Below are 25,045 nucleotides of genomic sequence, written 5' to 3'. Positions count from 1 at the left end.
CCCCGGGTGTTAGTCCGTCCCTCTGCGCAGCAGGTGTGCGAGGGCCGCCGGGTCTCCCGGGCCGCCGCGGGCCGCGAGCCGGGCCGCGATCCGCTCCCGGACCTCGCCGGTGTGCCGGCCCGCGTACTTGAACTTCGCGCGTACGCCCGTCACCTCCAGCCGGATCCCGCGGATACCGGACAGCCGTCGGCCGTACGGCTCCGCGCCGACCGCCACCGGTGCGGAGCCGCCCTCGGGCTGGAAGTGGCCCATCTGCCGGTTCAGCAGCTCGGCCTTGCCGGCCGGATCGTCCACGACATGGGCCGTGCAGCGCAGCTGGACGGCCGCGTAGAAGCTCGTCGGAGTGCCGTGCTCGGCGGGGCCGTCCGGTGCCGCCTGCCAGGGGCCGGGCACGAAGACGTAGTCGTCGACGACGCTCAGCACCACCTCGGGGTCCGTCTCCAGCGCCTCCCACAGCGGGTTGGGACGGGCCAGGTGGGTGACGGCCTCGCCGCGGCCGGGGTCGTAGGCGAAGTGCAGGGGCTGGACGTGCGGGGGCTCGCCGGGCAGGCCGTTCACCGCGAGCTGCCCGAAGTCGTGGGCCGCCAGCCAGCCCTGCCACTCTGCGTCGTCGCGCGGTGCGTCCCAGGGGTGGATCAGCATCACAGGTCCGTCAGGTAGTCGGGGACGGTGGTGCCGGGGGCCAGAGCGGGATCGGCGAGCGGAGTGTCGTAGCCCTTGCGCAGCGGGACCACACCCGCCCAGTGGGGCAGGCCGAGGTCTTCGGGTTCGTCGTTCACACCGCCGGTGCGCAGCTTGGCGGAGACCTCGTCGAGGTCCAGGCGGATCACGGCGGTGGCGGCCAGTTCCTTCTTGTTCGCGGGCCGGGAGTCGGCCGCGCGGCCCGGTACGACGTGGTCGACGAGGGCGTCCAGGGCCTGCCGCTTCTCCTCGGGGTCGGTCACGTCGTGGGCGATGCCGTGCACCACCACCGAGCGGTAGTTGATCGAGTGGTGGAACGCCGAGCGGGCCAGGATCAGGGCGTCGACGTGGGTGACCGTCAGGCACACCGGCAGCCCCGGGTCGGCCTGCCCGGTCATCCGCAGCGGACGCGAGCCCGTCGAGCCGTGCACGTACAGCCGCCCGCCGACCCGCGCGTAGAGCGTGGGCAGCACGACGGGCGCGCCGTCGCGGACGAAGCCGAGATGGCAGACGTAGCCCTCGTCGAGTATCGCGTGCACGACCTCCGGGTCGTACGAGGCCCGGTCCGGGGAGCGGGTGGGGACCGTGCGGTCGGTCGGCTGATAGGCGGCTGGCTCCGACGGTGTCTGCCTGGTCCCCTGCATGGCGTTCTCCATTGCACTAGTGCATAATTGTCTTTGTGCTAGGAGAATATCCGATCCAGGGTCGGCGTGCGGCGGAGATTTCGGCGAGCGTCGAGCGCGCGGTGGGTGACGGCGAGCTGCGCCCCGGTCAACTGCTGCCGCCCATGAGGGAGTTGGCGGAGACGCTCGGGGTGAACCCGAACACCGTCGCGGCCGCCTACCGCACCCTGCGCGAGCGCGGGGTCATCGAGACCGCCGGTCGGCGGGGCAGCCGGGTGCGGGCCAAGCCGGCCACCACCGGACGGGACCAGATTCGGGTGGAGGTCCCGGAGGGCGTGCGCGACCTGTCCGACGGCAACCCGGACCCGGCGCTGCTGCCGCCGCTCGCCCCGGCGTTCGGCGCGGCCGCCGCGCAGGGCGACCGGGATCCGGTGCTGTACGGCGACGATCCCGTGGAGCCCGGGCTGGCACGCGCCGCGCGGGCCGACCTGGATGCCGACGGGGTGCCGGACGGCCCGGTCGCCGTGACCTCCGGCTCGCTGGACGCGGTGGAGCGGGTGCTCGCCGCGCACCTCAAGCCCGGCGACACGGTCGCCGTCGAGGATCCCGGCTGGGGCAGCCTGCTCGACCTGGTGCCGGCCCTCGGCCTGCGCACGGCGGCCGTCGCCGTCGACGACGAGGGTCCGGTCCCGGACGCCGTTCGCCGGGCCCTGGACGTCGGGGCCCGCGCCCTGATCGTCACGGACCGGGCGCAGAACCCCACGGGCGCCGCGGTGAGCGCCGTTCGGGCGCGCGCGCTGCGGGGCGTGCTCCGCCAGTACCCCGACACCCTCCTGATCGAGGACGACCACGGCCACCGCATCGTCGACCTTCCCCTGCACCCCCTCGCCGGCACCACCCGGAACTGGGCCTTCGTCCGCTCGGTCGCCAAGGCCTACGGCCCCGACCTGCGGCTCGCGGTGCTCACCGGGGACGCCGTCACCCTCGACCGGGTCCTCGGCAGGCAGCGGCTCGGGCCCGGCTGGGTCAGCCGGATCGTCCAGCGGGCCGTGCTGCGGCTGTGGAACGACGGAGCGGTGGACGCGCCCGCGGTCGCGGCGGCCTACGGCCGGCGTCGGGACGCGCTGATCGGCGCGCTCGCCGACCGGGGGATCGCGGCCCATGGGCGCAGCGGGATGAACGTCTGGATCCCGGTTCCGGACGAGACCGGGGCGGTCGCCCGGCTGCTGCACGCCGGCTGGGCGGTCGCGCCCGGCGCCCGCTTCCGGCTGAGCGCGCCCCCCGGCATCCGGATCACCGTCTCGGCCCTGGCCGCGCACGAGACCGGACCGCTCGCGGACGCGGTCGCCTCGGCGGTGGGCCCGGCTCCGGCCCGCCACCATGTCTGAACACCCGCCACCGCCGCCGACGCGCAGGCCCCCGGCGTGACACCCGGGGCGCCGGAGGCCCTCGCCCCTCGGGTCCCGTCCTGCGTCCCCGTCCCCCCGTCCTAGGACTTGCCGCGGGCCTGGGTCAGTGCCGCGCCCGCCAGGACGACGACCGCGCCGACCGGGGTGGTCCAGGCCAGCGGCTCGCCGAGGATCGCGACGCCCGCGGCCGTGGCGATGACCGGGATGAAGTACGTGACCATCTGGGCGGTGGTCGGGCCGACCTCGGCGACCAGACCGTACTGGACGAGGACCGCGAATCCGGTGCCGAACGCGCCCAGGGCGGCGATCGCCAGCAGGGGCAGCAGCGCGAAGTGGGTCGGCAGCGTGGTGAACAGCGGTGTGACGACGGCCAGTTGCACGGTGGCCAGCAGCAGCTGGGCCCCGGTCAGGGACAGATGGGAGATGCCGGAGCCGGCCAGCGTGCGGCGTACGTAGATCCAGCCGACCGGGTAGCTCAGCGAGGCCAGCAGCGCGAGCACGGTGCCCCTGGCGTCCAGGCCGTGGAAGCCCTGCCAGGCGCCGAGCACGGTCAGCACGCCCAGGAAACCCAGGCCGAGCCCGGCGACCCGGAGCCGGGTCGGCCGGTCCTCGGAGAGCGCGACCAGGGACAGGGCCATGCCCCACAGGGGTGAGGTGGCGTTGCAGATGCCCGCCAGTGTGGACGGGATCGTCAGCTCCGCGTAGGCGAAGAGCGAGAAGGGCAGCGCGTTGAGCAGGAAGGCGGCGACCCCCAGATGCGCCCAGGTCCGCCGGCCGCGCGGGAGCCGTTCGCCCTTGACGGCCATGGCCGCCGCGAGCACCGCGGTGCCGAACACCAGCCGGCCGAGCGTGACCTGGAAGGGGGCGTACCCGTCGGTGCCCACCTTGATCAGCAGGAAGCTGAAGCCCCAGATCAGGGACAGGGCCGCGAAGCGCAGACGCCAGTCCCGGATCCGGCGCGGGCGGTGGGCGGCGGCAGTGGCTCGAAGGGGCTCGCGGGTGACGGTGCTCATGCAGGCAACGATGAGGGAGCAGACGTCGTAGCACAATCGAGAATTCGCAAGCGTTATCTCGTAGTATCGCTTACATGTTGAACCTGGAGCGGCTGCGCACGCTCGACGCCCTGGCCCGGCACGGCTCGGTCAGCGGGGCGGCCGAGGGGCTGCACATCACCACGTCCGCCGTTTCGCAGCAGCTGGCCAAACTGGAGCGGGAGGTCGGCCAGCGGCTGCTGGCCCGGCACGGCCGGGGGGTACGGCTGACGGACGCGGGCCGGCTGCTCGCCGACCACGCGGCCCGGATCCTGTCCCAGGTGCAGCTCGCCCAGTCCGACCTGGAGGCGCAGCGCGGACAGGTGGTCGGCGAACTCAGGCTGTCGGCGTTCCCGACCGCCGCGCGCGGACTGTTCCCCACCGCGCTCGCCGCCCTGCGCACCGAGCACCCGGTGCTGCGGGTGCGCTCGTGCGAGCTGGAACCGGAGGCCGCGATCGCCGCCGTGATGCGCGGGGACCTCGACCTCGCGGTGGTGCTCGACTGGTACAACAAGTCGATCCCGCTGCCCGACGGGCTGACGAAGGCGCCCATCCTCGACGATCCGGCGGACCTCGCCCTGCCGGCCGGCCATCCGCTCGCCGGACGTGACGCGGTGGACCTCGCGGAGCTCGCCGAGGACGAGTGGATCACCTGGGGCGAGGGCGAGTTCTGCCACGAGTGGCTGATGTACACCCTGCGCTCGCAGGGAATCGAACCGGTCGTCGGCCACCGGGCGGGCGAGACGCACACCCAGCTCGTCCTGGTCGCGGCCGGACTGGGCGTGTGCGTCGCGCCCCTGCTCGGCCGCAGCCCGATGCCGCCCGGGGTCGTCACCGTCCCGCTCACCCAGCGGGTGAGCCGTCACGTCTACGCCGTCTGGCGCACGGACGCCGACCGCCGCCCGTCGATCCGCGCGGCGGTCCGGGCCCTGCGGGCGGCCGCGGAACAGGTCGGCTGAGCGCGCGGGGCGGGCGCACCGGCCGAGCGCATGGCCGGGTGCGTCGGCCGAACGTGCCTACGCGCCACCGAGTTTGCGGAAGTCCCAGGACACGGTCTTCTCGGGGGTCAGCCGTATCCAGGCGTGCCGGCCGTCGTGCGGCATCTCCTCCAGGCCGAAGTTCTTGCGGGCGAACAGGATCTCTGGAACGTCGAGTTCCGCGCGCAGCTCCCCGGTGCGCGGGCTCTCGCCCACGAAGTCCACGGTCCCCGACAGCTCGACGCCGCGCAGCTCGTCGTACGCCTCACCGGTGTCGACCACGATCGCCACCCGGGGGTCGTGGCGCAGATGGATCCAGCGCTTGCTGCGCACCACCGAGTACAGCCACATCGAGGTGCCGTCCCAGGCGAACCACAGCGTGCTGACGTGCGGCGCGCCGTCGGCCGACACGGTGGCGACCCGGCAGGTGCGCTGAGTCGTGAGGAACTCGTCCAGCTCCCCCGGTGTCATCATGATCTTCCGGCCCCGGCGCTGAGTGGCGGTCATGCGGCCCCCTCTTCTTGTCCCACGTCGTGCCAGAGGGCCGTTCTCCCGGAGCGGGGAGATCCTCTGACATCACGTCAGAAAAGAATGGAACGTCTTCCGTCGTCGCGCAATGGTGGCTAGTGTCACGCCCCGCCGGTCCGTGCCGAGGAGAGCGAGGACGTGCCATGCCGTCGCCGGAACAGCTCGTCCACCTCCTCGATCCGGCGAGCACGGTGCTGCTCACCGTGGAGTGCCAGCAGGGCGTCGTGGGCCCCGGCAGCGCGCTGCCCGAACTCGCCCGCGAGGCCCGCTCCTCCGGCGCCCTCGCCAATGTCGCCCGGCTGGTCGCCGCCGCGCACGGCAGCGGGATGCAGGTGATCCACGCCGTCGCCGAACGCCGGCCGGACGGCCGCGGCGCCAACCGCAACGCCCGCCTCTTCCGCGCCGCCGAACGCCTGCCCGTCCAGCAGCTGACCGGCACCACCGCGGTGCGCGTCGCGCCGCCGATCGAGCTCGCCGAGGACGACCTCGTCGTACGGCGGCTGCACGGCCTGTCGCCCCTCCAGGGCACCGATGTCGACCCGCTGCTGCGCAACCTCGGCTGCCGCACCCTGGTCGTCACCGGGGTCTCCGCCAACGTGGCGATCCCCAACGCCGTCTTCGACGCGGTCAACCGCGGCTACACCGCGGTGGTGCCGACGGACGCCGTCGCGGGAGTGCCCGCCGACTACACGCCCATGATGATCCGTCACACGCTCGCCCTGGTGGCGACCCTGGTGACCACCGACGAGGTGCTCGGCGCCCTGCTGCGGCCCCGGCGGGCCGCAAGCGGGTGACCGTGCTCAGGCCAGCTTGATCTCGTCACCGGACACGGTGATCTCCACCGCGGGCAGCGGCTGCGTGGCCGGGACCTGCTTCACGCTGCCGTCCTCGATGGAGAACTCGCTGTGGTGGCACGGGCAGACGATCACCCCGTTGGCGACGCTGGTCACCGGACACCCCTTGTGCGTGCACTTCGTGGAGAACGCCTTGAACGTGCCCGCCGTCGGCTGGGTCACCACCACGCCCGGCTCCGTGAAGATCTTGCCGCCGCCCTGCGGGATGTCCGAGGTCTTCGCGATGACGGTGCCCGAGGCTCCCGCGGCTCCCGCGGAGCCGGAGCTGCCCTTGTCGCCCGAGTCCTGCGACCCGCACGCGGTCAGCGCGACGGCGACCCCGGCCGCCCCGACGGTCGCCACGACGGTGCGGCGGCTGGGGCCGGTGACGGGCTGAAGCGATTCGCTGGTCATGCTGACGTTCCCTTCCCTGGATCTCACCTGATCTGCACTTCAGTACGGCCGGGGCGGACGCGCCGTTCATCCGGGCGGAGCCGCTTTTCTCCGGATGTGCCGGACGTGGAGCCGGGAGGACGCCGCCGTGGCGGCAGCCGGGGACCGTCGGCGCGGGTCCACCGCCAACATCCCAGTAACCTGGGGCGATGCTCAAGGAAGTCATCGCGACCCGCTACATCACGCCGCTGCGTGAGGGCGGCTCGCTGCCGGGGCTCGTCGAGGCCGACGACCTCGGGACGTACGTCATGAAGTTCACCGGCGCGGGACAGGGCCGCAAGACGCTCGTCGCCGAGGTCGTGTGCGCGGAACTCGCCCGCCGGCTCGGCTTTCGTGTCCCCGGCCTGGTGACGCTCGAACTGGACCCGGTGCTCGGACTCGGCGAACCGGACCAGGAGGTGCAGGAGCTGCTCAAGTCCAGCGGCGGGACCAACCTCGGCATGGACTTCCTCTCCGGCGCCGTCGGCTTCGACCCGCTCGCCTTCCCGGTGAGTCCGCGGGAGGCCGGGCGGATCGTCTGGTTCGACGCGCTCGTCAACAACGTCGACCGCTCCTGGCGCAATCCCAACCTGCTGATGTGGCGGGGCGAGCTGTGGCTCATCGACCACGGCGCCACCATGATCTGGCACCACAACTGGCGCGGTGCCGAAGCCTCCGCGGCCCGACCGTACGACATCGGCGACCACGCGCTGCGCCCGTTCGGGCCGGATGTCGCCGCTGCCGCCGCCGAGCTGGCGCCCCTGGTCACCGAGGAACTGCTCGCGGAGGTCACCGCCGCGATCCCGGACGTGTGGCTGGCCGACGAGCCGGGCTTCGACTCGCCGGACGAGCTCCGGCGGGCCTACGCACGGCCCCTGCTCGCGCGCGCGGGCCGCATCCACGAACGCATCCAGGGGGGACAGTGAGCGAGCGGAACGTCTTCGAGTACGCCGTGCTGCGGGTGGTGCCCCGCGTCGAGCGCGGCGAGTGCATCAACGCCGGAGTCCTCGTCTACTGCCGGGCCGCGTCCTTCGTGGGCGTGCGTACGCACCTCGACGAGCGCAGGCTGCTGGCGCTGGACCCGGCCGTGGACGTCGACGCCGTACGGGCGGCGCTGCGCGCGGTCGAGGGCGTGTGCGCCGGGGGCACGGCGGCCGGGCAGGCCGCGGGCGACGACGCGGGCCGGCGCTTCCGCTGGCTGATCGCGCCGCGTTCCACGGTCGTCCAGCCGGGCCCCGTGCACACCGGTCTGACCCTCGATCCGGCGGCCGAGACCGAGCGGCTGCTCGATCTGCTCGTCAGGTAATGGATCACACCCCCGCGGTGCGCCGTTGACACCGCGTGCCAGGGCTTCTAGCGTCACGTCTGCTGAAGGTACTAAGCGGTCGCTCACCTCAGGGGCGTACCGTGGGAGCCGCATCTCAAGCGCGAGGAGAACCAGCAATGTCCACCACTGAGCAGCGGGTCGCCGTAGTCACCGGCGGGGCGCGCGGCATCGGCGCCGCCACCGCCGTACGGCTGGCCGCCGAAGGCCGTGCCGTCGCCGTGATCGACCTCGACGAGGCCGCCTGCAAGGACACCGTCGAGAAGATCACCGCGGCGGGCGGCAGGGCCGTGGCGATCGGCGCGGACGTCTCCGACGAGGCGCAGGTCGAGGCCGCGATCGCGCGTGTCGTGGAGGAGCTCGGCGCCCCGACCATCCTGGTCAACAACGCCGGTGTGCTCCGTGACAACCTGCTGTTCAAGATGACCGCGTCCGACTGGGACACCGTCCTGAACGTGCACCTGCGCGGCTCGTTCCTGATGACCAAGGCGGTCCAGAAGCACATGGTGGACGCGGGCTTCGGCCGGGTCGTCAACCTCTCCTCGTCCTCCGCCCTCGGCAACCGCGGCCAGGCCAACTACTCCGCCGCCAAGGCCGGTCTCCAGGGCTTCACCAAGACCCTGGCCATCGAGCTCGGCAAGTTCGGCATCACCGCCAACGCCGTCGCCCCCGGCTTCATCGCCACCGAGATGACCAAGGCCACCGCGGACCGCGTCGGCATGGGCTTCGACGACTTCAAGGCCGCCGCCGCCACCCAGATCCCGGTGCAGCGCGTCGGCGAGCCCGAGGACATCGCCAACGCCATCGCCTTCTTCACCAACGAGGCGGCCGGCTTCGTCTCCGGCCAGGTGCTGTACGTGGCCGGCGGGCCGCTCGACTAAGGACGAGGGAACATGACTGAACTTTCCGGCAAGGTCGCCCTGGTCACGGGTGCCAGCCGCGGCATCGGCTACGGCGTCGCCGAGGCCCTGGTCGCTCGCGGCGACCGGGTCTGCATCACCGGTCGCAACGAGGAGGCCCTGAAGGAGGCCGTCGACGCGCTCGGCGCCGACCGGGTCATCGGCGTCGCCGGCAAGGCCCACGACATCGAGCACCAGGCCGCCGCCGTCGAGCGCACCATGGAGGCCTTCGGCCGAGTCGACTTCCTGGTCAACAACGCCGGTACGAACCCGGTGTTCGGGCCGATCGCCGACCTCGACCTCGATGTCGCGCGCAAGGTGTTCGAGACCAACGTGATCTCGGCACTCGGCTTCGCGCAGCGCACCTGGCACGCCTGGCAGAAGGACAACGGCGGCGCGATCGTCAACATCGCCTCCGTCGCGGGACTTTCGGCCTCGCCCTTCATCGGCGCCTACGGCGTCAGCAAGGCCGCGATGATCAACCTGACCCAGCAGTTGGCGCACGAGTACGCGCCGAAGGTCCGGGTCAACGCCATCGCCCCGGCCGTCGTGAAGACCAAGTTCGCCCAGGCCCTGTACGAGGGCCGGGAGGCGGAGGCGGCCGCGTCCTACCCGCTCGGCCGGCTCGGCGTGCCCTCGGACATCGGTGGCACCGCCGCGTTCCTGACCTCGACGCAGTCCGACTGGATCACGGGCCAGACCCTCGTCGTCGACGGCGGCATCTTCCTCAACGCGGGCGTCGGCTGACCTGCGCGCATCCGATACGGGCGCTGTTTCCTCCTCGCGGATCCTGCCGGATCCATACGGGACTTGACGGAAACGGCGCCCGTTTCGTCGTACAGGAGACCTGCCGGCTTTTGCCGACTCCCTTGAACACAGGTTGATCTCGGGCCTCCCGGGAAGCAGGTTCAACTCCCGTCACTCTGCGGTATGGTCTGCCGACCCTTGGTATGGCAGATCGAGGAGCGTGCGCGTGTTCAACCGGAAGCGAAGCCTGCGCCAGGTTGCGGCGATCGCATCCATATCCCTGGTGACTGGATGCAGCTACTTCTCGGCAAGCGACTCCGCGGGGAAGGGACCGATCGTGGTGGGGACGACCAGCGCCCCCAGCACCCTGGACCCCGCCGCCTCCTGGGACGGCTCGTGGGAGCTGTTCCGCAACATCTACCAGACGCTGCTGGCGTACCCGAACGGCGCGACGACGCCTCAGCCGGACGCCGCCCAGAGCTGCGACTTCACCGACGACACCAACACCAAGTACCGGTGCAAGCTGCGCGCGGGCATGAAGTTCTCCGACGGTGACGCGCTCGACGCCGCCGCGGTCAAGTACTCCATCGACCGGATCAGGAAGATCAACGCGGCCAGTGGTCCGGCCGGGCTGCTGGGCAGCCTGGACCGGGTGCAGGTGCTGGGCGACCGCGAGATCGTCTTCCACCTCAACCAGGCCGACGCGACCTTTCCGTTCGTCCTCGCCACCCCGGCCATGTCCATCGTCGACCCCGACGACTACCCGGCCGACTCCCTCCGCAAGGACGGCAAGGTCTACGGGTCCGGGCCCTACCGGCTCCAGTCCTACGACGAGGGCAAGAAGGCCGCCCTCGTCAGGAACGAGAACTACAAGGGCTTCGCCGACATCAAGAACGACGGGGTGACGATCCGCTACTTCCAGGACTCGGCCACCATGGTCAAGGCCCTGCGCGACCACGACATCGACGTGACCTACCGGGGTCTCGCCGCGGGCGACATCATCGGCCTGGAGAGCAAGGACGAAGGGAGCACGCTCCAGCTCGTCGAGGGCGCCGGCACCGACATCAGCTACCTGGTGTTCAACCCGAAGGACAAGTGGGCCGGCAAGCTGGCCGTGCGCAGGGCCATCGCACAGGTCGTCGACCGGTCGGCGATCGCCCACAAGATCTACAAGGACACCGTGGACCCGCTGTACTCCATGGTCCCCAAGGGTCTGACCGGGCACAGCACGGGCTTTTTCGACGACTTCGGCGACCCGAGCACCTCCAAGGCCCGCGCGCTGCTGACCCGCGCGGGCATCACCACGCCCGTCCCTCTCACCTTCTGGTACACCACAGACCGCTACGGCTCCGAGACGGCCCGTCAGTTCGCCGAGCTCAAGCGCCAGTTGGAGAGCACGGGCCTGTTCACCGTGACGCTCAAGAGCCGGCCCTGGAAGACCTACGTCGAGGGCTACCAGAAGGGCGAGTACCCGGTGTTCGGGCGCGGCTGGTTCCCCGACTTCCCCGACGCGGACAACTTCATCGCGCCCTTCGTGGGCAAGCAGAACGCCCTCGGCACGCCCTATCCGGAGCCGAAGATCGCCCAGGCGCTGGCCCACTCCCGCCAGCAGAGCGACCGCGGCGCCGTGATCAAGGACTTCGAGGACGCCCAGCAGGTCCTCGTCGACGACGCGCGACTGCTGCCGCTGTGGCAGGGCAAGCAGTACGTGGCCGCGAGCGTGGACATCTCGGGCGGGGAGCGCGCGCTGGACCCCTCGACGATCATGATGATGTGGGAACTGTCCCGCAAGACCAGCTGGTAGAGCCGTTCGCCGGGCCGGTTGTCAGTGGTCGCCTGTAGGTTCTGAAGCCTGCAAGCGACCGTACGACATAAGGACATCGACGTGACCGACACCGCCATGCTGCCCGAGTCCTGGCGCGGCGTCCTGGGCGACGAACTCCAGCAGCCCTACTTCAAGGAGCTGACGGAGTTCGTCGAGGACGAGCGGGCGAAGGGGCCCGTCTACCCTCCGCGCGAGGAGGTGTTCGCCGCGCTCGACGCCACGCCGTACGAGCGGGTCAAGGTCCTGATCCTCGGCCAGGACCCGTACCACGGCGAGGGCCAGGGCCACGGCCTGTGCTTCTCGGTCCGGCCCGGGGTGAAGGTCCCGCCGTCCCTGCGCAACATCTACAAGGAGATGCACGAGGAACTGGGCACGCCCGTCCCGGACAACGGCTATCTGATGCCGTGGGCCCAGCAGGGCGTGCTGCTGCTCAACGCGGTGCTCACCGTCCGTTCCGGCGAGGCGAACTCCCACAAGGGCAAGGGCTGGGAGAAGTTCACGGACGCGGTGATCCGCGCGGTGGCCGACCGGCCCGACCCGGCGGTCTTCGTCCTGTGGGGCAACTACGCCCAGAAGAAGCTCCCGCTGATCGACGAGACCCGGCACGTGGTGGTCAAGGGCGCGCACCCCTCGCCCCTGTCGGCCAAGAAGTTCTTCGGTTCCCGTCCGTTCACGCAGATCAACGAGGCCGTGGCGGCGCAGGGCCACGAGCCGATCGACTGGACCGTGCCGAACCTGGGCTGATCCGCCGCCGGGCCGGTTCCTTCACCGGCCGGCCCGGTGCCGCCTGCCCCGGATCCCGGGTCCCTGCGGTTAGCGTCGGTCGGCAAGGGCCGGCACGGACCGGTGGGGACGCCGACGAGCACGCGGAGGACGCGGTGACGGAGCGACAGGGGCAGACGGCATCCGATGCCGTGCTGACGCGGATCGGGCAGGTCGTGATGCTGCATCACGCGGGTGACCGCGAGGAGGCCCGCCACCGGTTGCTGGAGCTGTGGACGGAGATCGGCGAACACGGCGACCCGCTGCACCGCTGCACCCTGGCCCACTACCTCGCCGACACCCAGGACGATTCGGACGCGGAACTCGCCTGGGACCTGCGGGCGTTGACCGCCGCGGAGGAACTCACGGACGGGCGGCGCGCGGAGCACGACCAACTGGCCGCCGTGCGGGCGCTGTACCCCTCACTGCACCTGAACCTCGCGGCGGACTATGTGAAACTCGGCCGCCGCGAGGCCGCCCGCAGCCATGTCCGCCGGGCCCGCGGGGCCGCGGGGGCCCTGGGCGACGACGCCTACGGGGACGGGATCCGGGCGGCGATCAGCCGGATGGAACTGAGGCTGGGGGAAGGGGCGGGGGAGGGGGACGGCTCCGGCGGGGGGACCTGGGGTCCGCCACGGCAGCGCCCCTGAGGGGCCCGAAGGCTGTCGCCTCAACGCCCGTAGGTCTGCTCGCAGATCGCCGACTCCGCGACCCGACGAGCTCCAGCGCCTCCGCGCCGGCGCCTGCACCACCTGGGACGGCGAGTCACCGTCCGCCCGGGGCGTGGGTCCGGACGCGGGCACCGCCGCCGGAGGGCCGGCCGTGGGCGGACGCTGGACCGTCACACAGCCGGTGAGGGCCGACACGGCCACGGTGACCAGGAGCGTGGCGAGGGTCGTCGTTCGATGCACCCGCGCAACTCTGCTGGCTCGGGCTCCGTGAGGCACGGCGGACGAGCGGAGCTTGCCCCGCACGGGTGATCCCGCACCCCCTGCGAGCGGTTCGCCCGCCCGGGCTGACGTCAGTCGCCCGTGACGCCGTCGATGCGCTCACGGATCAGATCGGCGTGACCGTTGTGACGCGCGTACTCCTCGATCATGTGCGTGTAGATCCAGCGCAGGCTGAACGGCTTGCCGTCGGTCCTGCTGCGCCCCGCGGAGAACTCGTCGAGGCCGAAGCCGGCCGCGTTGCGCCGGGCGATCCCGATCTCGGCCTGCCAGCCGGCGTAGGCGTCCTGCCAGGTGTCCGCCTCGGTGAGATGGAACTCGCCGTCCGGGTCCTCGTCGCTGTAGTGGATCGGTCCGGGGTCGTCGCCCGTCAGCACCCTGCGGAACCAGTTGCGTTCGACCTCGGCCATGTGCCGTACCAGCCCCATCAGGGACAGTTCGGACGGGGGCACGGAGGCGGTCCTGAGCTGCTCGTCGGTCAGATCCCGGCACTTCACGGCGAGCGTCTGCCGGTGGTAGTCCAGCCAGCCCTCCAGCATCGTGCGTTCGTCGGCGTCCTGGGCCGGTTCCGTGCGCTCGGTCGTCATGTCCTCATGCTCGCCCGACCCGTCCCGATCCACCAGGGGTTTTCGGCCGGGCCCTGCGTATGCTGCCGTGCAGGCAGGCACGGACAGGCAGGCGCGGACAAGCAGAGAAGGAGCCCCCGTGAAGGTCGGCTGCATCGGACTCGGTGACATCGCGCAGAAGGCCTATCTGCCGGTGCTCGGGGTCCAGCCCGGGATCGAACTGCATCTGCAGACCCGCACCCCCGCCACCCTCGACCGGGTCGCCGACAGCCTCCGGGTGCCCGGCCCACAGCGCCACCCGGACCTGGAGTCCCTGCTCGCCCAGGGTCTCGACGCCGCGTTCGTGCACGCGCCCACCACCGCGCACCCCGAGATCGTCACCCGGCTGCTCGAAGCGGGCGTACCCACGTACGTCGACAAGCCGCTGGCCTACGAACTCGCCGACTCCGAGCGGCTCGTGGCGCTCGCCGAACAGCACGGGGTATCACTCGCCGTCGGCTTCAACCGGCGCCACGCCCCGGGCTACACCCAGTGCGCGGAGCACCCGCGCGAGCTCATCCTGATGCAGAAGAACCGCATCGGGCTGCCGGAGAAGCCCCGCACGATGATCCTCGACGACTTCATCCACGTCGTGGACACCCTGCGCTTCCTGGTGCCGGGCACGGTCGACGACGTGAGCGTCCGGGCCCGCGTCCGCGACGGCCTGCTGCACCACGTCGTGCTCCAGCTCGCCGGGGACGGCTTCACCGCGCTGGGCGTGATGAACCGGCTCAGCGGCTCCGCCGAGGAGATCCTCGAGGTCTCCGGCCAGGACTCCAAGCGGCAGGTGATCAACCTCGCCGAGACCGTCGACCACCGGGGCCAGCCCACCCTGCGCCGCCGCGGCGACTGGGTTCCGGTGGCCCGCCAGCGTGGCATCGAGCAGGCCGTACTGGCCTTTCTCGACGCGGTACGGGCGGGCAAGGTGCTCAGTGCCCGGGATGCGCTGGCGACTCATGAACTGTGTGAACGCGTGGTGCGTGCGGTACAGGAGAGCCCCGGCGCAGTCTGACCGCCCGCGCGCCCTCGGTCAGGCACAGCGCCGCCAGCACCAGCAGCGACACCTGGGCCGGCCAGTCGCCGAACCGGACGTACGGCGTGACGCCGGTGGCCAGCGGCACCTCGTACACCCGCGTCGCGCTCGCGTCCGTCCCCAGCCACGGACCGATCCGCTCCCCGCTCGGTCCGTACACGGCGGAGACCCCGGTCAGCGTGGCGTGCACCATCGGCCGGCCGGTCTCCGCCGCGCGCAGTGCCGCCAGCGAGGCGTGCTGCTCGGGAGCCCAGCTCCGCTGGAACGTGGACGTCGAGGACTGGCCGACCAGGACATCGGCACCGTCCTCCGCGAGATGCCGGGTCATGTCGGGGAACGCGGTCTCGAAGCAGACCAGCGGGCCGATGTGCAGCCCGTGCCCGGCGTTCATCACCACCTGCTCGGTGCCGCGCCTGCGGTCCTCGCCGGCCGCCCGGCCGACCGAAGTCGCCCAGCCGAGCAGGGAGCGGGCCGGGATGTACTCGCCGAAGGGGACGAGCCGCATCTTGTCGTAGCGGTCGCCGGTCGGGCCGTCCGGGCCCACCAGGATCGAACTCTTGTAGATGCCGGGCCGGTCGGAGCGGCGCGCGTCCACGTTGACCAGGATGTCCGCGCCGCTCTCCCGGGAGAGCGCGGTGATCCGCCGGGCCAGATCGGGGCGCCGGCCCAGGTCGAAGCCGACGCTGCTCTCGCCCCAGACGACCAGATCGACGTGCCGGCCGGCCAGTTCGCGCGTCAGCTGTTCCTCCCGGGCGAAGCGGCGGTCGCCGCTGTCGGTGCCGCCGACCACCCCGGGCTGGACGACGGCGATCCGCACCTGTGAGTCCGTCTCGGGGCGCGGTGACCACACCCAGGCCGCCGAGGCGGTCGCGGCCGTCGCGACCAGACCGGCCACGGCCGGTATTCGGGCCCGCGGGAGCGCGGTGAGGACGGCGAACGCGACGTTCAGGGCCACCACCAGGAAGCTGAGCAGCCACACCCCGCCGACCGAGGCCAGCCGCAGAGCCGCCGTCACCTGCCACTGGCTGGCGCCGAGCATGCCCCACGGGCCGCCCAGGCCCTGCCAGGAGCGCACCAGCTCGATCGCCAGCCAGCCCGAGGGCAGCACGACCAGGGCGGCCAGGACCCGGCCGCCCGACGGTGTTCCGGCCAGGAACCGGCGCACCAGCCAGGCCCACGGCGCCCACAGCGCACCCAGCAGAGCCGCGAGGACCAGCAGGAACACATGCAGGTTCGGCAGCAGCCAGTGGTGCATGGCCAGCATGAACCCGAAACCGCCGCACCAGCCGTCGTACGCCGCGCGCCGCCCGCTCGGCGCCGACCGCGCCAGCAGGATCCACGGGACCAGGGCGGCGTAGGCGAACCACCACAGGGAGGGGGCGGGGAACGCGAGCACGGGCAGGGCCCCGGCGAGTGCCGCGAGCGTTCCACGGCGCCAGGGGGAGACGAGCCGGCGGTCGGGCACCCTCATCGTCGGTCCCCCCGTCCGGTTGCGCAGGCCGGCACCGCTTCGAGCAGCCCGGGGCCGGTGTCGACCCCGGCCGGCCGGGGCGTCGGACTGGGCTCGGGCTGTGGCAACAGGACTCACTCCCGCTCCGTCTCCGGGGACGGTTCCAGTGTGCGCGCCGGGCAGGGCAGTGCGACAGGGTGCCTCGGGTCAGCCGGCCGGGGCCTGGTCGTCGGGGCCGGCCGGCGGGCCGGAGATACGGCGCCATTTCTCCTCGACGACCACCTCGCGCAGCCGCCAGCCGTCGTACGTGCGCAGCAGCCCGAAGGTGTAGCGGCCGCCGCACACGAAGTCCGGTGCCGCGGCGCCGTCGCCGCCGGGTCCGGCGAAGCGCATGGGGTTGATGTAGTCGGCCTGGATGCGGGCGGTGTCCCCGGTGTCCTGCTCCAGGATCCCGAAGCGCACCCGGCGGTTGACGATCAGATGCTGCCGCATGGCGAAGAGCCGCATGCTGTCGGCGAGCCAGCCGGCCACCGTCCGGGCGTCGCCCTCGATCCCGCCGGCCGAGCGGTAGTCGGCGCGCCCGTCCGGGGTGAACAGTTCTCGGTAGGCCGCCCAGTCGCCGTCGTCCACCGCCACCGCGTAGTCGGTGACCAGTCCGTCCACCGCCAGCCGGTCCATCACGGTCGCGAGCTCCACACGCTGCGTCATCGGCTCAGTGTTGGGCATGGCACGGGCCGCGCCAAGGGGCGTGCGGTGATATTCGGTGCCGCGCGGGCGGGAGCCGAGCCTGATCGCCCGGCAGCGGTGCCGCGCGGGGCAGTCGTGCGCCGGACGCGTCCGCTGTCCGGGGTCAGCTGTTCTCCGGGCCCTTCCCCGGGTCTTTCGCCGCACCCTGCCCCGGTCCCTTATCCGGGCCCTTCGCCGGGCCTTTCTCCGGGCCCTTGGACCGCCGACGTGAGACCTGTTCGCGCGCGGTGTGCCAGCGGGAGCGGGCCTGCTCGACCACCAGGTCCCACTGGCGGCGGACCTCGTTGTCCGAGGGGCGGTGGCCGTGCTTGATCCGGTCGAGTTCGTCGCTCACCTCGCGGCCCACCGCCGCCGATCCGACGATGACGAGCATGGCCGTGAAGAGGGCGGAGATCATGGCGAAGACGGCGCCGATCGACCCGTAGCGCGAGGCGTAGGAGTTGAACAGGCGCGGCAGATACACGGCGGCGCCCACCGAGTAGACGGCCGTGAGGACGGCCGCGGTGATCCCGAAGGGCAGCAGGTCCGCCCAGCCGATCCGTTTCGAGGACAGCAGCCGGCCGCTCCAGAGAAGGAAGGCGGCGGTCAGCGGTACCTCGGACACCGCCGCCGTCAGCTCCAGACGGCCGCCGTCGAGGACCGCATGGAGCCATCCGGTGACGGCCATGTAGGCGCCGAGCGAGATGATCCACCACAGGCCGTTGCGCGTGTTGCGGACACTGAGCGGCTTCAGCTGCCAGGTCTGTTCGAACAGCCGCTGCGAGGCCCGTGCGAAGCTCAGCGCGGAGATCGTCAGGAACACCACCCCGAAGACGCCCACGCTGGTGACGCCTTCGTCGGCCGGGGTGAAGAGCGACCGGACGGAGGTGGCACCCGCTCCGGTGAGGCCGTAGCGGCTGATGATCCGTTCCGCGGCGTCGTAGTCCGTGGCACTGTTCAGCACGGCGCTGGTCAGGATCGCGAGTGGGATGACCGCGGTGAGCGCGCTGGAGGCCAGGGCCATCGCGCGGTCGAAGCCCACGATCTTCTGGAACCTGTTGACGACGCGCAGAGCGAAGGAGGGACGCAGCCAGAACGTCAGGGTCCTGGTGATGCGCTCGCGATTGATCTCCGCGGTTCTGTCCTCCGTAGCGATCGTCACCTTTGTGGTGATGTGACCTTAGTGGACGACCCGGTGGGCGGGGCAGGGCGACACGGCCGGCCCGGCCCCGCGGTGGGGAGGGCGGCCGTGGATCGGCCTGCCCCGCGGTGGGACGGGCGGTCGCGGCCCGGCCGGTCAGCCGGGGTGGCCGTCGAGGTGGGCGGTGGGCTGCGTCCGGGCGAAGTGCCGGGAGCGGATGCGCTCGATCACCAGTAGGGCGACGTCGTCGCCGGGGTTGCCGCCGACGTGGCGGAGCAGGTCGTGGTGGATCTGCCGCAACAGGGAGTCGGGGCCGCTCGCGGGCAGGAACGAGGTGATCCGTTCGACGAGCGGATAGAAGGCCCCGCCCGGCGACCGGGCCTCGACGACCCCGTCCGTGTAGAGCACGAGCAGATCGCCGCCCTCGACGGTGAACGTGTCGGCGGAGCGGGGCGGACCGGCCGTTTCGTACACGCCGAGCGGCGGTACGGGCTGCCGTACGGAGAGGGCGGTGACCTGTCGGCCGCGTACCCGCAGGGGGGCAGGATGCCCGAAGTTGATCATCTCGGCCCGTGCGGTGTCGTCGGGGATGTCGACCATGAGGGCGGTGATGAAGTGCTCGCCGAGTTCCTGGTCGGTGTCCACCACCTCCGCCAGGTTCCGGTGGACGCTGTCCTCGACCGCGCCGACCAGTTCGGGCAGGGTGTCGTACCGGTGCGCGCCCTCGCGGAAGGCTCCCAGGACCAGGGAGGCCTCGGCGATGGCGGCCAGGCCTTTGCCCCGGACGTCACCGATGATGACACGGGTGGCGGGCCGGTCGGCACGGGCGACGGCGAAGAGATCGCCCCCGATCTGGGTCTCGTCCTCGGCGGACAGATACAGCCAGGCCACTCGCAGCGGGCCGACCCGCCGCGGCGGTGGCCGCAGCAGCACGCGCTGTGCCATCTCGGCCACCGACCGCGCCAGGTTCAGCGCCCGCTCCCTGCGCGCCTGGATGTGGCGCAAGAAGACCGTGAGCCCGGAGAGCAGGGTCAGCGCGACGATCTGCGCGAGATGGTTGGGCGTGGTCAGTCCGCCGTGGAACACCGCGATCAGCGTCTGTGCCGTGATGGCCAGGAACCCGGCCAGGGCGGTCATGGCGGTGCCGCCCAGCGAGGCGGTGAGCGCGGGGGCGATGACCAGCAGGGGGCCCAGGTGCACGTCTTCGGGGACCTGGAGGTCCACCGCGGTGATCGCCACGATCAGTCCGAGTGGAATCGCCACCAGTCCACGGCTCAGCGACTGCTCGAGGAGGTGGTCCACCGAGGCATGCCGGAGACCCATATATCCATTTTGCTCTCTGGCTGAAATATCGCCCCGTATTGGGGGAGGCCGGGAGTGGCGCGTGCACGTAAACCCGGAGGGAGATGTCCGTCCGGCGGCGACCTCCCCAGGTGCCGCCGGACGGAGAGCGGGGGTGGTGCGACTCAGGCCGCCTTCACTACCTCGCCGCGGATCGCCGCGGCCCACTCGACCACCAGCAGCTCGTACTCCGTCCGCTCCTGGGTCGACAGCGAGCCGCCCGCGCGCATCCAGAGCGCCCGGATCTGCTCGTTCACCTCGGCAGCGCAACGCACGGAACCAGGGGTCACGGATTCGGGGGACATGGGGTCAGCCTAGGGGCAAGCACTGACAGTGCGCTACCGGGTCGCTACACAGATCGTATGCCGTAGGTCACGGGCGCGGGATCGCCGGCGCGCGCCGACGGCGGACCGGCCGGGAGTCGAACGGCCTTGAGTGGACCGGGTGTTCGCGTGGTGCGACGACGGACGGGCTTGTCACGGCGGACGATCGCGGGCTCCCCCTCCACGTCTTCCGGAGGGAGAGCCCGGTTGGCGTTCCGCGGGCTGCGTCGTGCGCGGGACTCAGCCCGCGGACTCCGCCGCGTGCGGGCTCAGCACGCCCGTGGCCACCAGGCCGATGACGAGGATGCCGAGGGCGACGCGGTAGTAGACGAACGGCATGAAGGACTTGGTGGAGATGAACTTCATGAACCAGGCGATGACCGCGTAGCCGGACGCGAACGCGATCACCGTCGCGAACAGCGTCGGACCCCACAGCACATGGTCGCTCTCCAGCGCGTCCTTGGTCTCGAAGAGGCCGGACGCGAGCACCGCAGGCATGGCGAGCAGGAAGGAGTAACGGGCCGCCGCCTCACGCCTGTAGCCCATGAAAAGGCCGCCGCTGATGGTGGCGCCGGACCGGGAGACGCCGGGGACGAGGGCGCAGGCCTGGCAGAAGCCGTAGATCAGGCCGTCCTTCACGCCGAGGTCCTCGAGCGCCTTGCGCTGCTTGGGCGCCCGGTGCCGGCCGCCCTTCTCGTCGCGGTCCGCGAGGCGGTCGGCGATGCCTATGACGATGCCGACGACGATCAGCATGGTCGCCGTGACCCGCAGATCACGGAACGGACCCTCGATCTGGTCCTTGAGCGTCAGGCCGAGCACACCGATCGGGATCGAGCCGACGATCACCAGCCATCCCATCTGCGCGTCGTGGTCGCTGCGCATCGCCTTGTCGAAGAGCGAGCGGCACCATGCGGAGATGATCCTGCCGATGTCCTTGCGGAAGTAGATCAGCACGGCGGCCTCGGTGCCGATCTGGGTGATCGCGGTGAACGCCGCTCCCGGGTCCTTCCAGCCCGAGAAGGCGGCGGTGAGCCGCAGATGCGCGCTGGAGGACACGGGGAGGAACTCGGTCAGCCCCTGGACGAGGCCGAGGACGAGGGATTCGAACCAAGACATGAAGTGAGGAAGTCCAAGTGCCGATGCGGAAAGGGGCGAGGGTCCGCCGGGTCCGCCCGGTCCGCCGTGCGGGGGCACGGACACGCGTTCCGTCGCGCGCGTTGATCACGTGCGCCGTGATGCAGCGTAGCGTCCCCGGGTGACAGGCCCGTCAGAGGGGTTTCGAACACGGCCGGTGAGCAGCCGCTTCGAGGTGTTGACCGGCCCTGGCGCGTCCGCATACGTTGCCAGGAGGGAAAGCGCTTACCGTCGTGCGCGCCGGCGTGCTCGACGCCAGGGCCACCGCCGTGCCCGCCGTCCTGTCCGCCGCTTCGGAGGAGTGCTGATCACGCCGATGCCCACGTCCGCCGCCCGTCCTGGTACGCCCATGTCTGCACCTGGCGCCCGTCCCGGTACGTCGACGCCGACATCCGCGGCCCGTCCCGGGGCGTCCCGGGCCCGTTTCGCTCCGCTCGACGGGCGACCTGTCCGTGCCGCCGTCGTCGGCACCGGCGCGATCGCGCGCGGGAGCCATCTGCCCGCGCTCGCCCGGCTCGCCGAGGAGGGCCGGACGGAGGTCGTCGCCGCCGTCGACATCGACCCCGGTGCCGTCCGTGAGTTCTGCGCCTCGGGCGGGATCCCGCACGCCTACACCGACCTGGACCGGATGCTGCGGGAGCAGCGGCCCGACCTGGTCACCATCTGCACCCCGCCCACCCTGCACCGTGAGCAGACGGTGGCCGCGCTGCGCGCCGGGGCATGGGTGTGGTGCGAGAAGCCGCCCGTGCCGACGCTCGCCGACTTCGACGCGGTCGAGGCCGCGGCGGGCGACGGGAGCGGTCCGTATGCCTCCATCGTCTTCCAGCACCGCTTCGGCTCCGGCTCCCGCCATGTCCGACGGCTGCTCGCCGAGCGGGCCATGGGGCGGCCGCTCGTGGCGCACTGCCAGACCACCTGGTACCGCGACGCCGCCTACTACGCCGTGCCGTGGCGGGGCCGCTGGGACACCGAGGGCGGAGGCCCGGCGATGGGGCACGGGATCCATCAGATGGACCTGCTGCTCGATCTGCTCGGACCCTGGAGCGAGGTGCGGGCCATGGCCGGGCGGCTGGTGCACGACGTGGAGACGGAGGACGTCTCGACGGCCCTGGTCCGCTTCGAGAACGGGGCTCTGGCGACCGTCGTCAACAGCGTCCTCAGCCCCGACGAGGTCAGCCGCATCCGCATCGACTGCGAGCACGCCACCGTCGAACTCACCCACCTCTACGGGCACGGCAACGCGAACTGGCGCGTGACCCCGGCCGCGCACGTGCCGGACGACGAGGCCGCCGCCTGGCGGGACTTCGGCCCGGACGTGCCCAGTTCGCACCTGGAGCAGCTGCGTGAACTGGTGGCGAGCATGCACGCCGGGCGACGCCCGCGCAGCAGCGGCGAGGAGGCGCGTACCGGCCTGGAACTGATCAGCGCGCTGTACAAGTCGGCGTTCACCGACGTCACGGTGCGGCGGGGCGAGATCGGGCCGGGCGACCCGTTCTACACGGCCCTGCACGGGGGTGTGCCCGGCTGGGCACCCGCGACCGCCGTCTCCGGAGCCCGGCCGGGCGACGAGGTCTCCGGGGCCCACGCGGGCGAGGAGGTGACCGCATGACGAACGGACTGCGGGTCGTGCACACGCACGGCGAGCGCATCACGGTGACCGAGCCCGCCACCGGCGTCGAACTGCTCGCCTACGTCTACCGTCCGGAAGCGGCCTGGGAGGCGCCCAAGCCGTACATCCACCCGCTGCGTACCCTGGCCGGCGACATCGTCACCGGCTACCGGCCCAACGACCACCGCTGGCACAAGGGCCTGTCGCTGACGGCCTCCCATCTGTCCGGGGCGAACCTGTGGGGCGGCAACACCTACGTCCACGGACAGGGGTATCTCGAACTCCCGGAACGGGTCGGCTCGATGGCGCACGTGGCCTTCGACGAGGTAGCCGCCGACGGTGACCGCGCCGTCATCGCCGAACGGCTCACCTGGCACCCGTACGGCGGGGAGCTGTGGGCCGAGGAGCGGCGCCGCGTGGAGATCCACGACGTGGACCCGGCCGCCGGCTCCTGGGCGCTGACCTGGACGACCGCCGTCACCAACCGGCGCGAGTCGGCGCTGCTGTTCGGCAGCCCGACCACCGCAGGGCGCGAGATGGCCGGCTACACGGGGCTGTTCTGGCGCGGTCCGCGTGCCTTCCGGGACGGACTCGTCCTCGGACCCGAGGGCGAGGGACCGAAGTTGATGGGCAGTCAGTCGCCCTGGCTGGCGCTCCGCGGCGAGCACGACGGCACGGACGGCCACGCGACCCTGGTCTTCGCGCACGCTCCCGAGAACGACCACGCCGGAGCCCGGGGCACCCACCCCGCCCACTGGTTCGTGCGCAACGACCCCTTCGCCGCCGTCGCCCCGTCCTGGGCCTTCCACGACGAGCTCGCCCTCGCCCCCGGCGCCACCCTCACCCGCCGCTACCGGGTCGTGGTCGCCGACGGGGCCTGGGCGCGGGAGGAGATCGCCGGGTACCTGGAGGCGCACCCGTGGTGAGCCCGGCGCAGTACGCCGGACCGCCGGGCGGGGTCGGCCTGTCGCGGCTGTCGGTGTACGACTGGCCGGCGGCCGACGGCCTGTGCGGCGGAACACCCCATATGCATCTGGCCTGTTCGGAGGCGTACGTGGTCACCGGCGGCCGGGGCGCGGTGCAGACGCTCACCGCGTCCGGGTACGAGGTCACACCGCTCACGCCGGGCACCGTCGCCTGGTTCACGCCCGGCACGATCCACCGGCTGGTCGACGAGGGCGGCCTGCGCATCACCGTCCTGATGCAGAACGGCGGGCTGCCGGAGGCGGGCGACGCGGTGCTCACCCTGCCGCCGCCGTATCTGGCCGACCCGGGGACGTACGCCGCCGCAACGGCGATCCCCGCCGACGCGCCCGAGGCCGAGCGGGAGCGGATCGCCCGTGCCCGCCGGGACCTTGCCCTGGAGGGCTACCGGGCCCTGCGGGACGCCGAGGGGCCTGAGGCGCTGGCCGCCTTCCACCGGGCCGCCTGCGCGCTGGTGCGCCCGCGGATCGCCGAGTGGCGCGAGCGCTGGCGGCGCGGCGCCGAGGCCGCCGCGAGGGCCACGGGGGAGCAGCTCGACCGTCTGCAACGGGGCGATCCCGCCCATCTCGGCGGGGCCGTCGTACGGTCCGAACAGCCCTTGGAGACCGGGAGGTTCGGGATGTGCGGACGGCTCGACGTGTACGAGTTCCGGGAGGGAGCCCACGGGTGAACCGGCCGGCTGCGGCCCCGTCGCGGCCGCAGCGGAAGCCTGGTGACGTTCCGTCAACTCGACCGCAGGTGGTGGCGCTTGCGCCAGGCCACCACCGCGCCGGCCAGCGCCGGTACGGTGATGGCGGCCATCGCGACAAGGAACGCGGGGGACGTCGGCGCCGAGGCGCGGGCCCCCGCGACGACGTACGCGGCGGTGTTCGGAACCGAGCCGATCGCCGTCGCGAGCAGGAACGGCAGCCAGCCCATGCGGGACACCGCCGCGCAGTAGTTCGCCGCCCAGAACGGCACCCCCGGGAACAGCCGGGCCGCCATCATCGAGCGGAAGCCGTGCCGGCTGAGCTGGCCGTCCGCCGCCTTCAGCCAGCGGCCCCGCAGCAGCGGGCGCAGCGCGTCCTGCCCGAGCATCCGGCCCAGACCGAAGGCGATCCCGGCGCCGAGCACGGTGCCCGCCAGGGTCGAAGCGGTGCCCAGCTGGGAGCCGAACAGTGCACCTGCCGCCAGGTTCAGCAGCGGCCGGGGGACGAACGCCACCGTGCACAGCCCGTACGCCACGGCGAACACCAGGGCCGCGGTGGCGCCCCCGGCGTGCGGCGGCCAGCCGTGGGCCAGCAGCTTCTGCGGCTCGAAGAGCAGCACGCTCGACGCGGCCGCCGCGAGCAGCAGGACGAGCAGGGCGAACCGGGACCAGGGGGAGAGCAGCACTCTCGTGCAGCGTGTGGTGAGACCGACGGGCGTGGACAGGGGGACGGCGAGGGCGAGCTCCGTGGCGGCGGCCCGGGGAGTGGCCGTGGCGGTGCCCCCAGAGCGGGTGGTGGCATCGAGCATTCGGTGACAGTAACCGACGCACGCGTGTGATCGCCGTACGGCCCTGGACAAGGCGGCTGCCACCCGCGCGTGCGGACGGACCACCGGGCCCGACGCGTGTGGCGGCAGGTGAACCACGGGATTCGAGTGGGAGGAGGGCCGGTGAACCACGGGCTTCCGGCGAGGTGCGAGGCGGTGACCACGG

Annotated in this window: 27 protein-coding genes; 14 read left to right on the top strand and 13 right to left on the bottom strand. The window is 72.2% G+C overall.

Going from position 1 to position 25,045, the window contains the following annotated elements; genetic code table 11:
• Positions 1 to 9 precede the first annotated feature (9 nt).
• On the bottom strand, positions 10 to 642 hold the full coding sequence (locus ACZ7OY_RS33055) for an FMN-binding negative transcriptional regulator (RefSeq protein WP_471914854.1): 633 nt from the start codon (positions 640 to 642) through the stop codon (positions 10 to 12).
• Positions 642 to 1,325, bottom strand: coding sequence for a pyridoxamine 5'-phosphate oxidase family protein (locus ACZ7OY_RS33050; protein ID WP_471914853.1), 684 nt, complete (start codon positions 1,323 to 1,325; stop codon positions 642 to 644). Before ACZ7OY_RS33050 ends, ACZ7OY_RS33055 begins: the two co-directional genes overlap by 1 nt.
• Positions 1,326 to 1,360: 35 nt before the next feature.
• Here ACZ7OY_RS33050 and ACZ7OY_RS33045 point away from each other — a divergent pair, with 35 nt between their 5' ends.
• A complete protein-coding gene (locus ACZ7OY_RS33045; protein WP_471914852.1) occupies positions 1,361 to 2,692 on the top strand; it encodes an aminotransferase class I/II-fold pyridoxal phosphate-dependent enzyme in 1,332 nt (443 codons plus the stop codon).
• Between the two features lie 101 nt (positions 2,693 to 2,793).
• On the opposite strand, the gene ACZ7OY_RS33040 is transcribed toward ACZ7OY_RS33045, so the two are convergent.
• Entirely contained in the window at positions 2,794 to 3,726 is a 933-nt protein-coding gene (locus ACZ7OY_RS33040; RefSeq protein ID WP_471914851.1) for a DMT family transporter, read from the bottom strand.
• A 74-nt stretch (positions 3,727 to 3,800) separates the two neighbouring features.
• On the opposite strand from ACZ7OY_RS33040, the gene ACZ7OY_RS33035 reads away from it, so the two are divergent.
• Positions 3,801 to 4,703, top strand: coding sequence for a LysR family transcriptional regulator (locus ACZ7OY_RS33035; protein WP_471914850.1), 903 nt, complete (start codon positions 3,801 to 3,803; stop codon positions 4,701 to 4,703).
• Between the two features lie 57 nt (positions 4,704 to 4,760).
• Here the strand turns inward: ACZ7OY_RS33035 and ACZ7OY_RS33030 are convergent, their stop codons facing one another.
• Complete coding sequence (locus ACZ7OY_RS33030) at positions 4,761 to 5,228, bottom strand: pyridoxamine 5'-phosphate oxidase family protein (protein ID WP_471914849.1); 468 nt, start codon at positions 5,226 to 5,228, stop codon at positions 4,761 to 4,763.
• A gap of 164 nt (positions 5,229 to 5,392) precedes the next feature.
• Here ACZ7OY_RS33030 and ACZ7OY_RS33025 point away from each other — a divergent pair, with 164 nt between their 5' ends.
• Positions 5,393 to 6,043 (top strand): cysteine hydrolase family protein, encoded by a 651-nt coding sequence (locus ACZ7OY_RS33025; RefSeq protein WP_471914848.1) that lies wholly within the window; start codon positions 5,393 to 5,395, stop codon positions 6,041 to 6,043.
• A gap of 6 nt (positions 6,044 to 6,049) precedes the next feature.
• Here the strand turns inward: ACZ7OY_RS33025 and ACZ7OY_RS33020 are convergent, their stop codons facing one another.
• On the bottom strand, positions 6,050 to 6,496 hold the full coding sequence (locus tag ACZ7OY_RS33020; RefSeq protein ID WP_471914847.1) for a Rieske (2Fe-2S) protein: 447 nt from the start codon (positions 6,494 to 6,496) through the stop codon (positions 6,050 to 6,052).
• Between the two features lie 188 nt (positions 6,497 to 6,684).
• On the opposite strand from ACZ7OY_RS33020, the gene ACZ7OY_RS33015 reads away from it, so the two are divergent.
• The 7 genes from ACZ7OY_RS33015 (at position 6,685) to ACZ7OY_RS32985 (ending at position 12,721) form a co-directional block, all read left to right on the top strand.
• Positions 6,685 to 7,440 (top strand): HipA family kinase, encoded by a 756-nt coding sequence (locus tag ACZ7OY_RS33015; protein ID WP_471914846.1) that lies wholly within the window; start codon positions 6,685 to 6,687, stop codon positions 7,438 to 7,440.
• Entirely contained in the window at positions 7,437 to 7,820 is a 384-nt protein-coding gene (locus ACZ7OY_RS33010) for a DUF3037 domain-containing protein (protein ID WP_471914845.1), read from the top strand. The genes ACZ7OY_RS33015 and ACZ7OY_RS33010 overlap by 4 nt, the downstream gene beginning before the upstream one ends.
• A 137-nt stretch (positions 7,821 to 7,957) precedes the next feature.
• Positions 7,958 to 8,719, top strand: coding sequence for a 3-oxoacyl-ACP reductase FabG (gene fabG, locus ACZ7OY_RS33005; RefSeq protein WP_471914844.1), 762 nt, complete (start codon positions 7,958 to 7,960; stop codon positions 8,717 to 8,719).
• Between the two features lie 12 nt (positions 8,720 to 8,731).
• On the top strand, positions 8,732 to 9,484 hold the full coding sequence (locus ACZ7OY_RS33000; RefSeq protein ID WP_351610000.1) for an SDR family oxidoreductase: 753 nt from the start codon (positions 8,732 to 8,734) through the stop codon (positions 9,482 to 9,484).
• A gap of 226 nt (positions 9,485 to 9,710) precedes the next feature.
• Entirely contained in the window at positions 9,711 to 11,288 is a 1,578-nt protein-coding gene (locus tag ACZ7OY_RS32995) for an ABC transporter substrate-binding protein (protein ID WP_471914843.1), read from the top strand.
• A gap of 81 nt (positions 11,289 to 11,369) precedes the next feature.
• On the top strand, positions 11,370 to 12,053 hold the full coding sequence (ung, locus tag ACZ7OY_RS32990) for a uracil-DNA glycosylase (protein WP_471914842.1): 684 nt from the start codon (positions 11,370 to 11,372) through the stop codon (positions 12,051 to 12,053).
• 134 nt (positions 12,054 to 12,187) lie between these two features.
• Entirely contained in the window at positions 12,188 to 12,721 is a 534-nt protein-coding gene (locus tag ACZ7OY_RS32985; RefSeq protein ID WP_471914841.1) for a hypothetical protein, read from the top strand.
• A gap of 371 nt (positions 12,722 to 13,092) precedes the next feature.
• Here ACZ7OY_RS32985 and ACZ7OY_RS32980 read toward each other — a convergent pair whose 3' ends face one another.
• Positions 13,093 to 13,605: a DinB family protein gene (locus ACZ7OY_RS32980; protein WP_471914840.1), complete on the bottom strand. Its 513-nt coding sequence runs from the start codon at positions 13,603 to 13,605 to the stop codon at positions 13,093 to 13,095.
• 118 nt (positions 13,606 to 13,723) lie between these two features.
• Between ACZ7OY_RS32980 and ACZ7OY_RS32975 the strand changes: the two genes are divergently transcribed.
• Positions 13,724 to 14,635 (top strand): Gfo/Idh/MocA family protein, encoded by a 912-nt coding sequence (locus tag ACZ7OY_RS32975; RefSeq protein WP_471914839.1) that lies wholly within the window; start codon positions 13,724 to 13,726, stop codon positions 14,633 to 14,635.
• On the opposite strand, the gene lnt is transcribed toward ACZ7OY_RS32975, so the two are convergent.
• The 6 genes from lnt to ACZ7OY_RS32945 form a co-directional block, all read right to left on the bottom strand.
• The gene (lnt, locus tag ACZ7OY_RS32970) at positions 14,553 to 16,127 is read right to left on the bottom strand and encodes an apolipoprotein N-acyltransferase (protein WP_471914838.1); all 1,575 of its coding nucleotides are present in this window, start codon (positions 16,125 to 16,127) and stop codon (positions 14,553 to 14,555) included. The two genes, ACZ7OY_RS32975 and lnt, sit on opposite strands and share 83 nt — an antisense overlap.
• Positions 16,128 to 16,313: 186 nt before the next feature.
• Positions 16,314 to 16,814 (bottom strand): nuclear transport factor 2 family protein, encoded by a 501-nt coding sequence (locus ACZ7OY_RS32965; RefSeq protein WP_471914837.1) that lies wholly within the window; start codon positions 16,812 to 16,814, stop codon positions 16,314 to 16,316.
• 142 nt (positions 16,815 to 16,956) lie between these two features.
• Positions 16,957 to 17,994: a hypothetical protein gene (locus ACZ7OY_RS32960; RefSeq protein WP_471914836.1), complete on the bottom strand. Its 1,038-nt coding sequence runs from the start codon at positions 17,992 to 17,994 to the stop codon at positions 16,957 to 16,959.
• 135 nt (positions 17,995 to 18,129) lie between these two features.
• The gene (locus tag ACZ7OY_RS32955) at positions 18,130 to 19,296 is read right to left on the bottom strand and encodes a PP2C family protein-serine/threonine phosphatase (protein WP_471914835.1); all 1,167 of its coding nucleotides are present in this window, start codon (positions 19,294 to 19,296) and stop codon (positions 18,130 to 18,132) included.
• A 143-nt stretch (positions 19,297 to 19,439) separates the two neighbouring features.
• A complete protein-coding gene (locus ACZ7OY_RS32950) occupies positions 19,440 to 19,619 on the bottom strand; it encodes a hypothetical protein (RefSeq protein ID WP_351609966.1) in 180 nt (59 codons plus the stop codon).
• A 258-nt stretch (positions 19,620 to 19,877) separates the two neighbouring features.
• Positions 19,878 to 20,753: an undecaprenyl-diphosphate phosphatase gene (locus ACZ7OY_RS32945; RefSeq protein WP_471914834.1), complete on the bottom strand. Its 876-nt coding sequence runs from the start codon at positions 20,751 to 20,753 to the stop codon at positions 19,878 to 19,880.
• A gap of 367 nt (positions 20,754 to 21,120) precedes the next feature.
• Between ACZ7OY_RS32945 and ACZ7OY_RS32940 the strand changes: the two genes are divergently transcribed.
• From ACZ7OY_RS32940 to ACZ7OY_RS32930, 3 genes are read left to right on the top strand one after another with little or no spacing between them, the layout of a single operon-like run.
• Positions 21,121 to 22,380 (top strand): Gfo/Idh/MocA family protein, encoded by a 1,260-nt coding sequence (locus ACZ7OY_RS32940; protein WP_471914833.1) that lies wholly within the window; start codon positions 21,121 to 21,123, stop codon positions 22,378 to 22,380.
• Complete coding sequence (locus tag ACZ7OY_RS32935) at positions 22,377 to 23,306, top strand: DUF6807 domain-containing protein (protein WP_471914832.1); 930 nt, start codon at positions 22,377 to 22,379, stop codon at positions 23,304 to 23,306. The genes ACZ7OY_RS32940 and ACZ7OY_RS32935 overlap by 4 nt, the downstream gene beginning before the upstream one ends.
• Positions 23,300 to 24,034, top strand: coding sequence for a cupin domain-containing protein (locus tag ACZ7OY_RS32930; RefSeq protein ID WP_471914831.1), 735 nt, complete (start codon positions 23,300 to 23,302; stop codon positions 24,032 to 24,034). Before ACZ7OY_RS32935 ends, ACZ7OY_RS32930 begins: the two co-directional genes overlap by 7 nt.
• A gap of 53 nt (positions 24,035 to 24,087) precedes the next feature.
• On the opposite strand, the gene ACZ7OY_RS32925 is transcribed toward ACZ7OY_RS32930, so the two are convergent.
• Complete coding sequence (locus ACZ7OY_RS32925) at positions 24,088 to 24,861, bottom strand: TVP38/TMEM64 family protein (protein WP_471914830.1); 774 nt, start codon at positions 24,859 to 24,861, stop codon at positions 24,088 to 24,090.
• Positions 24,862 to 25,045: the final 184 nt, after the last annotated feature.

The organism is Streptomyces sp. NPDC107559 (assembly GCF_055657365.1).
This window is presented reverse-complemented; position numbering and strand designations above follow the sequence as displayed.

Bases quoted from the DNA above. Each gene is read 5' to 3' on its own strand.
- ACZ7OY_RS33055 (WP_471914854.1), bottom strand. From the start codon at position 642: ATGCTGATCCACCCCTGGGACGCACCGCGCGACGACGCAGAGTGGCAG.
- ACZ7OY_RS33050 (WP_471914853.1), bottom strand. From the start codon at position 1,325: ATGCAGGGGACCAGGCAGACACCGTCGGAGCCAGCCGCCTATCAGCCG.
- ACZ7OY_RS33040 (WP_471914851.1), bottom strand. From the start codon at position 3,726: ATGAGCACCGTCACCCGCGAGCCCCTTCGAGCCACTGCCGCCGCCCAC.
- ACZ7OY_RS33035 (WP_471914850.1), top strand. From the start codon at position 3,801: ATGTTGAACCTGGAGCGGCTGCGCACGCTCGACGCCCTGGCCCGGCAC.
- ACZ7OY_RS33030 (WP_471914849.1), bottom strand. From the start codon at position 5,228: ATGACCGCCACTCAGCGCCGGGGCCGGAAGATCATGATGACACCGGGG.
- ACZ7OY_RS33025 (WP_471914848.1), top strand. From the start codon at position 5,393: ATGCCGTCGCCGGAACAGCTCGTCCACCTCCTCGATCCGGCGAGCACG.
- ACZ7OY_RS33020 (WP_471914847.1), bottom strand. From the start codon at position 6,496: ATGACCAGCGAATCGCTTCAGCCCGTCACCGGCCCCAGCCGCCGCACC.
- ACZ7OY_RS33015 (WP_471914846.1), top strand. From the start codon at position 6,685: ATGCTCAAGGAAGTCATCGCGACCCGCTACATCACGCCGCTGCGTGAG.
- fabG (WP_471914844.1), top strand. From the start codon at position 7,958: ATGTCCACCACTGAGCAGCGGGTCGCCGTAGTCACCGGCGGGGCGCGC.
- ACZ7OY_RS33000 (WP_351610000.1), top strand. From the start codon at position 8,732: ATGACTGAACTTTCCGGCAAGGTCGCCCTGGTCACGGGTGCCAGCCGC.
- ACZ7OY_RS32980 (WP_471914840.1), bottom strand. From the start codon at position 13,605: ATGACGACCGAGCGCACGGAACCGGCCCAGGACGCCGACGAACGCACG.
- lnt (WP_471914838.1), bottom strand. From the start codon at position 16,127: ATGAGGGTGCCCGACCGCCGGCTCGTCTCCCCCTGGCGCCGTGGAACG.
- ACZ7OY_RS32965 (WP_471914837.1), bottom strand. From the start codon at position 16,814: ATGACGCAGCGTGTGGAGCTCGCGACCGTGATGGACCGGCTGGCGGTG.
- ACZ7OY_RS32955 (WP_471914835.1), bottom strand. From the start codon at position 19,296: ATGGGTCTCCGGCATGCCTCGGTGGACCACCTCCTCGAGCAGTCGCTG.
- ACZ7OY_RS32950 (WP_351609966.1), bottom strand. From the start codon at position 19,619: ATGTCCCCCGAATCCGTGACCCCTGGTTCCGTGCGTTGCGCTGCCGAG.
- ACZ7OY_RS32945 (WP_471914834.1), bottom strand. From the start codon at position 20,753: ATGTCTTGGTTCGAATCCCTCGTCCTCGGCCTCGTCCAGGGGCTGACC.
- ACZ7OY_RS32940 (WP_471914833.1), top strand. From the start codon at position 21,121: ATGTCTGCACCTGGCGCCCGTCCCGGTACGTCGACGCCGACATCCGCG.
- ACZ7OY_RS32935 (WP_471914832.1), top strand. From the start codon at position 22,377: ATGACGAACGGACTGCGGGTCGTGCACACGCACGGCGAGCGCATCACG.
- ACZ7OY_RS32925 (WP_471914830.1), bottom strand. From the start codon at position 24,861: ATGCTCGATGCCACCACCCGCTCTGGGGGCACCGCCACGGCCACTCCC.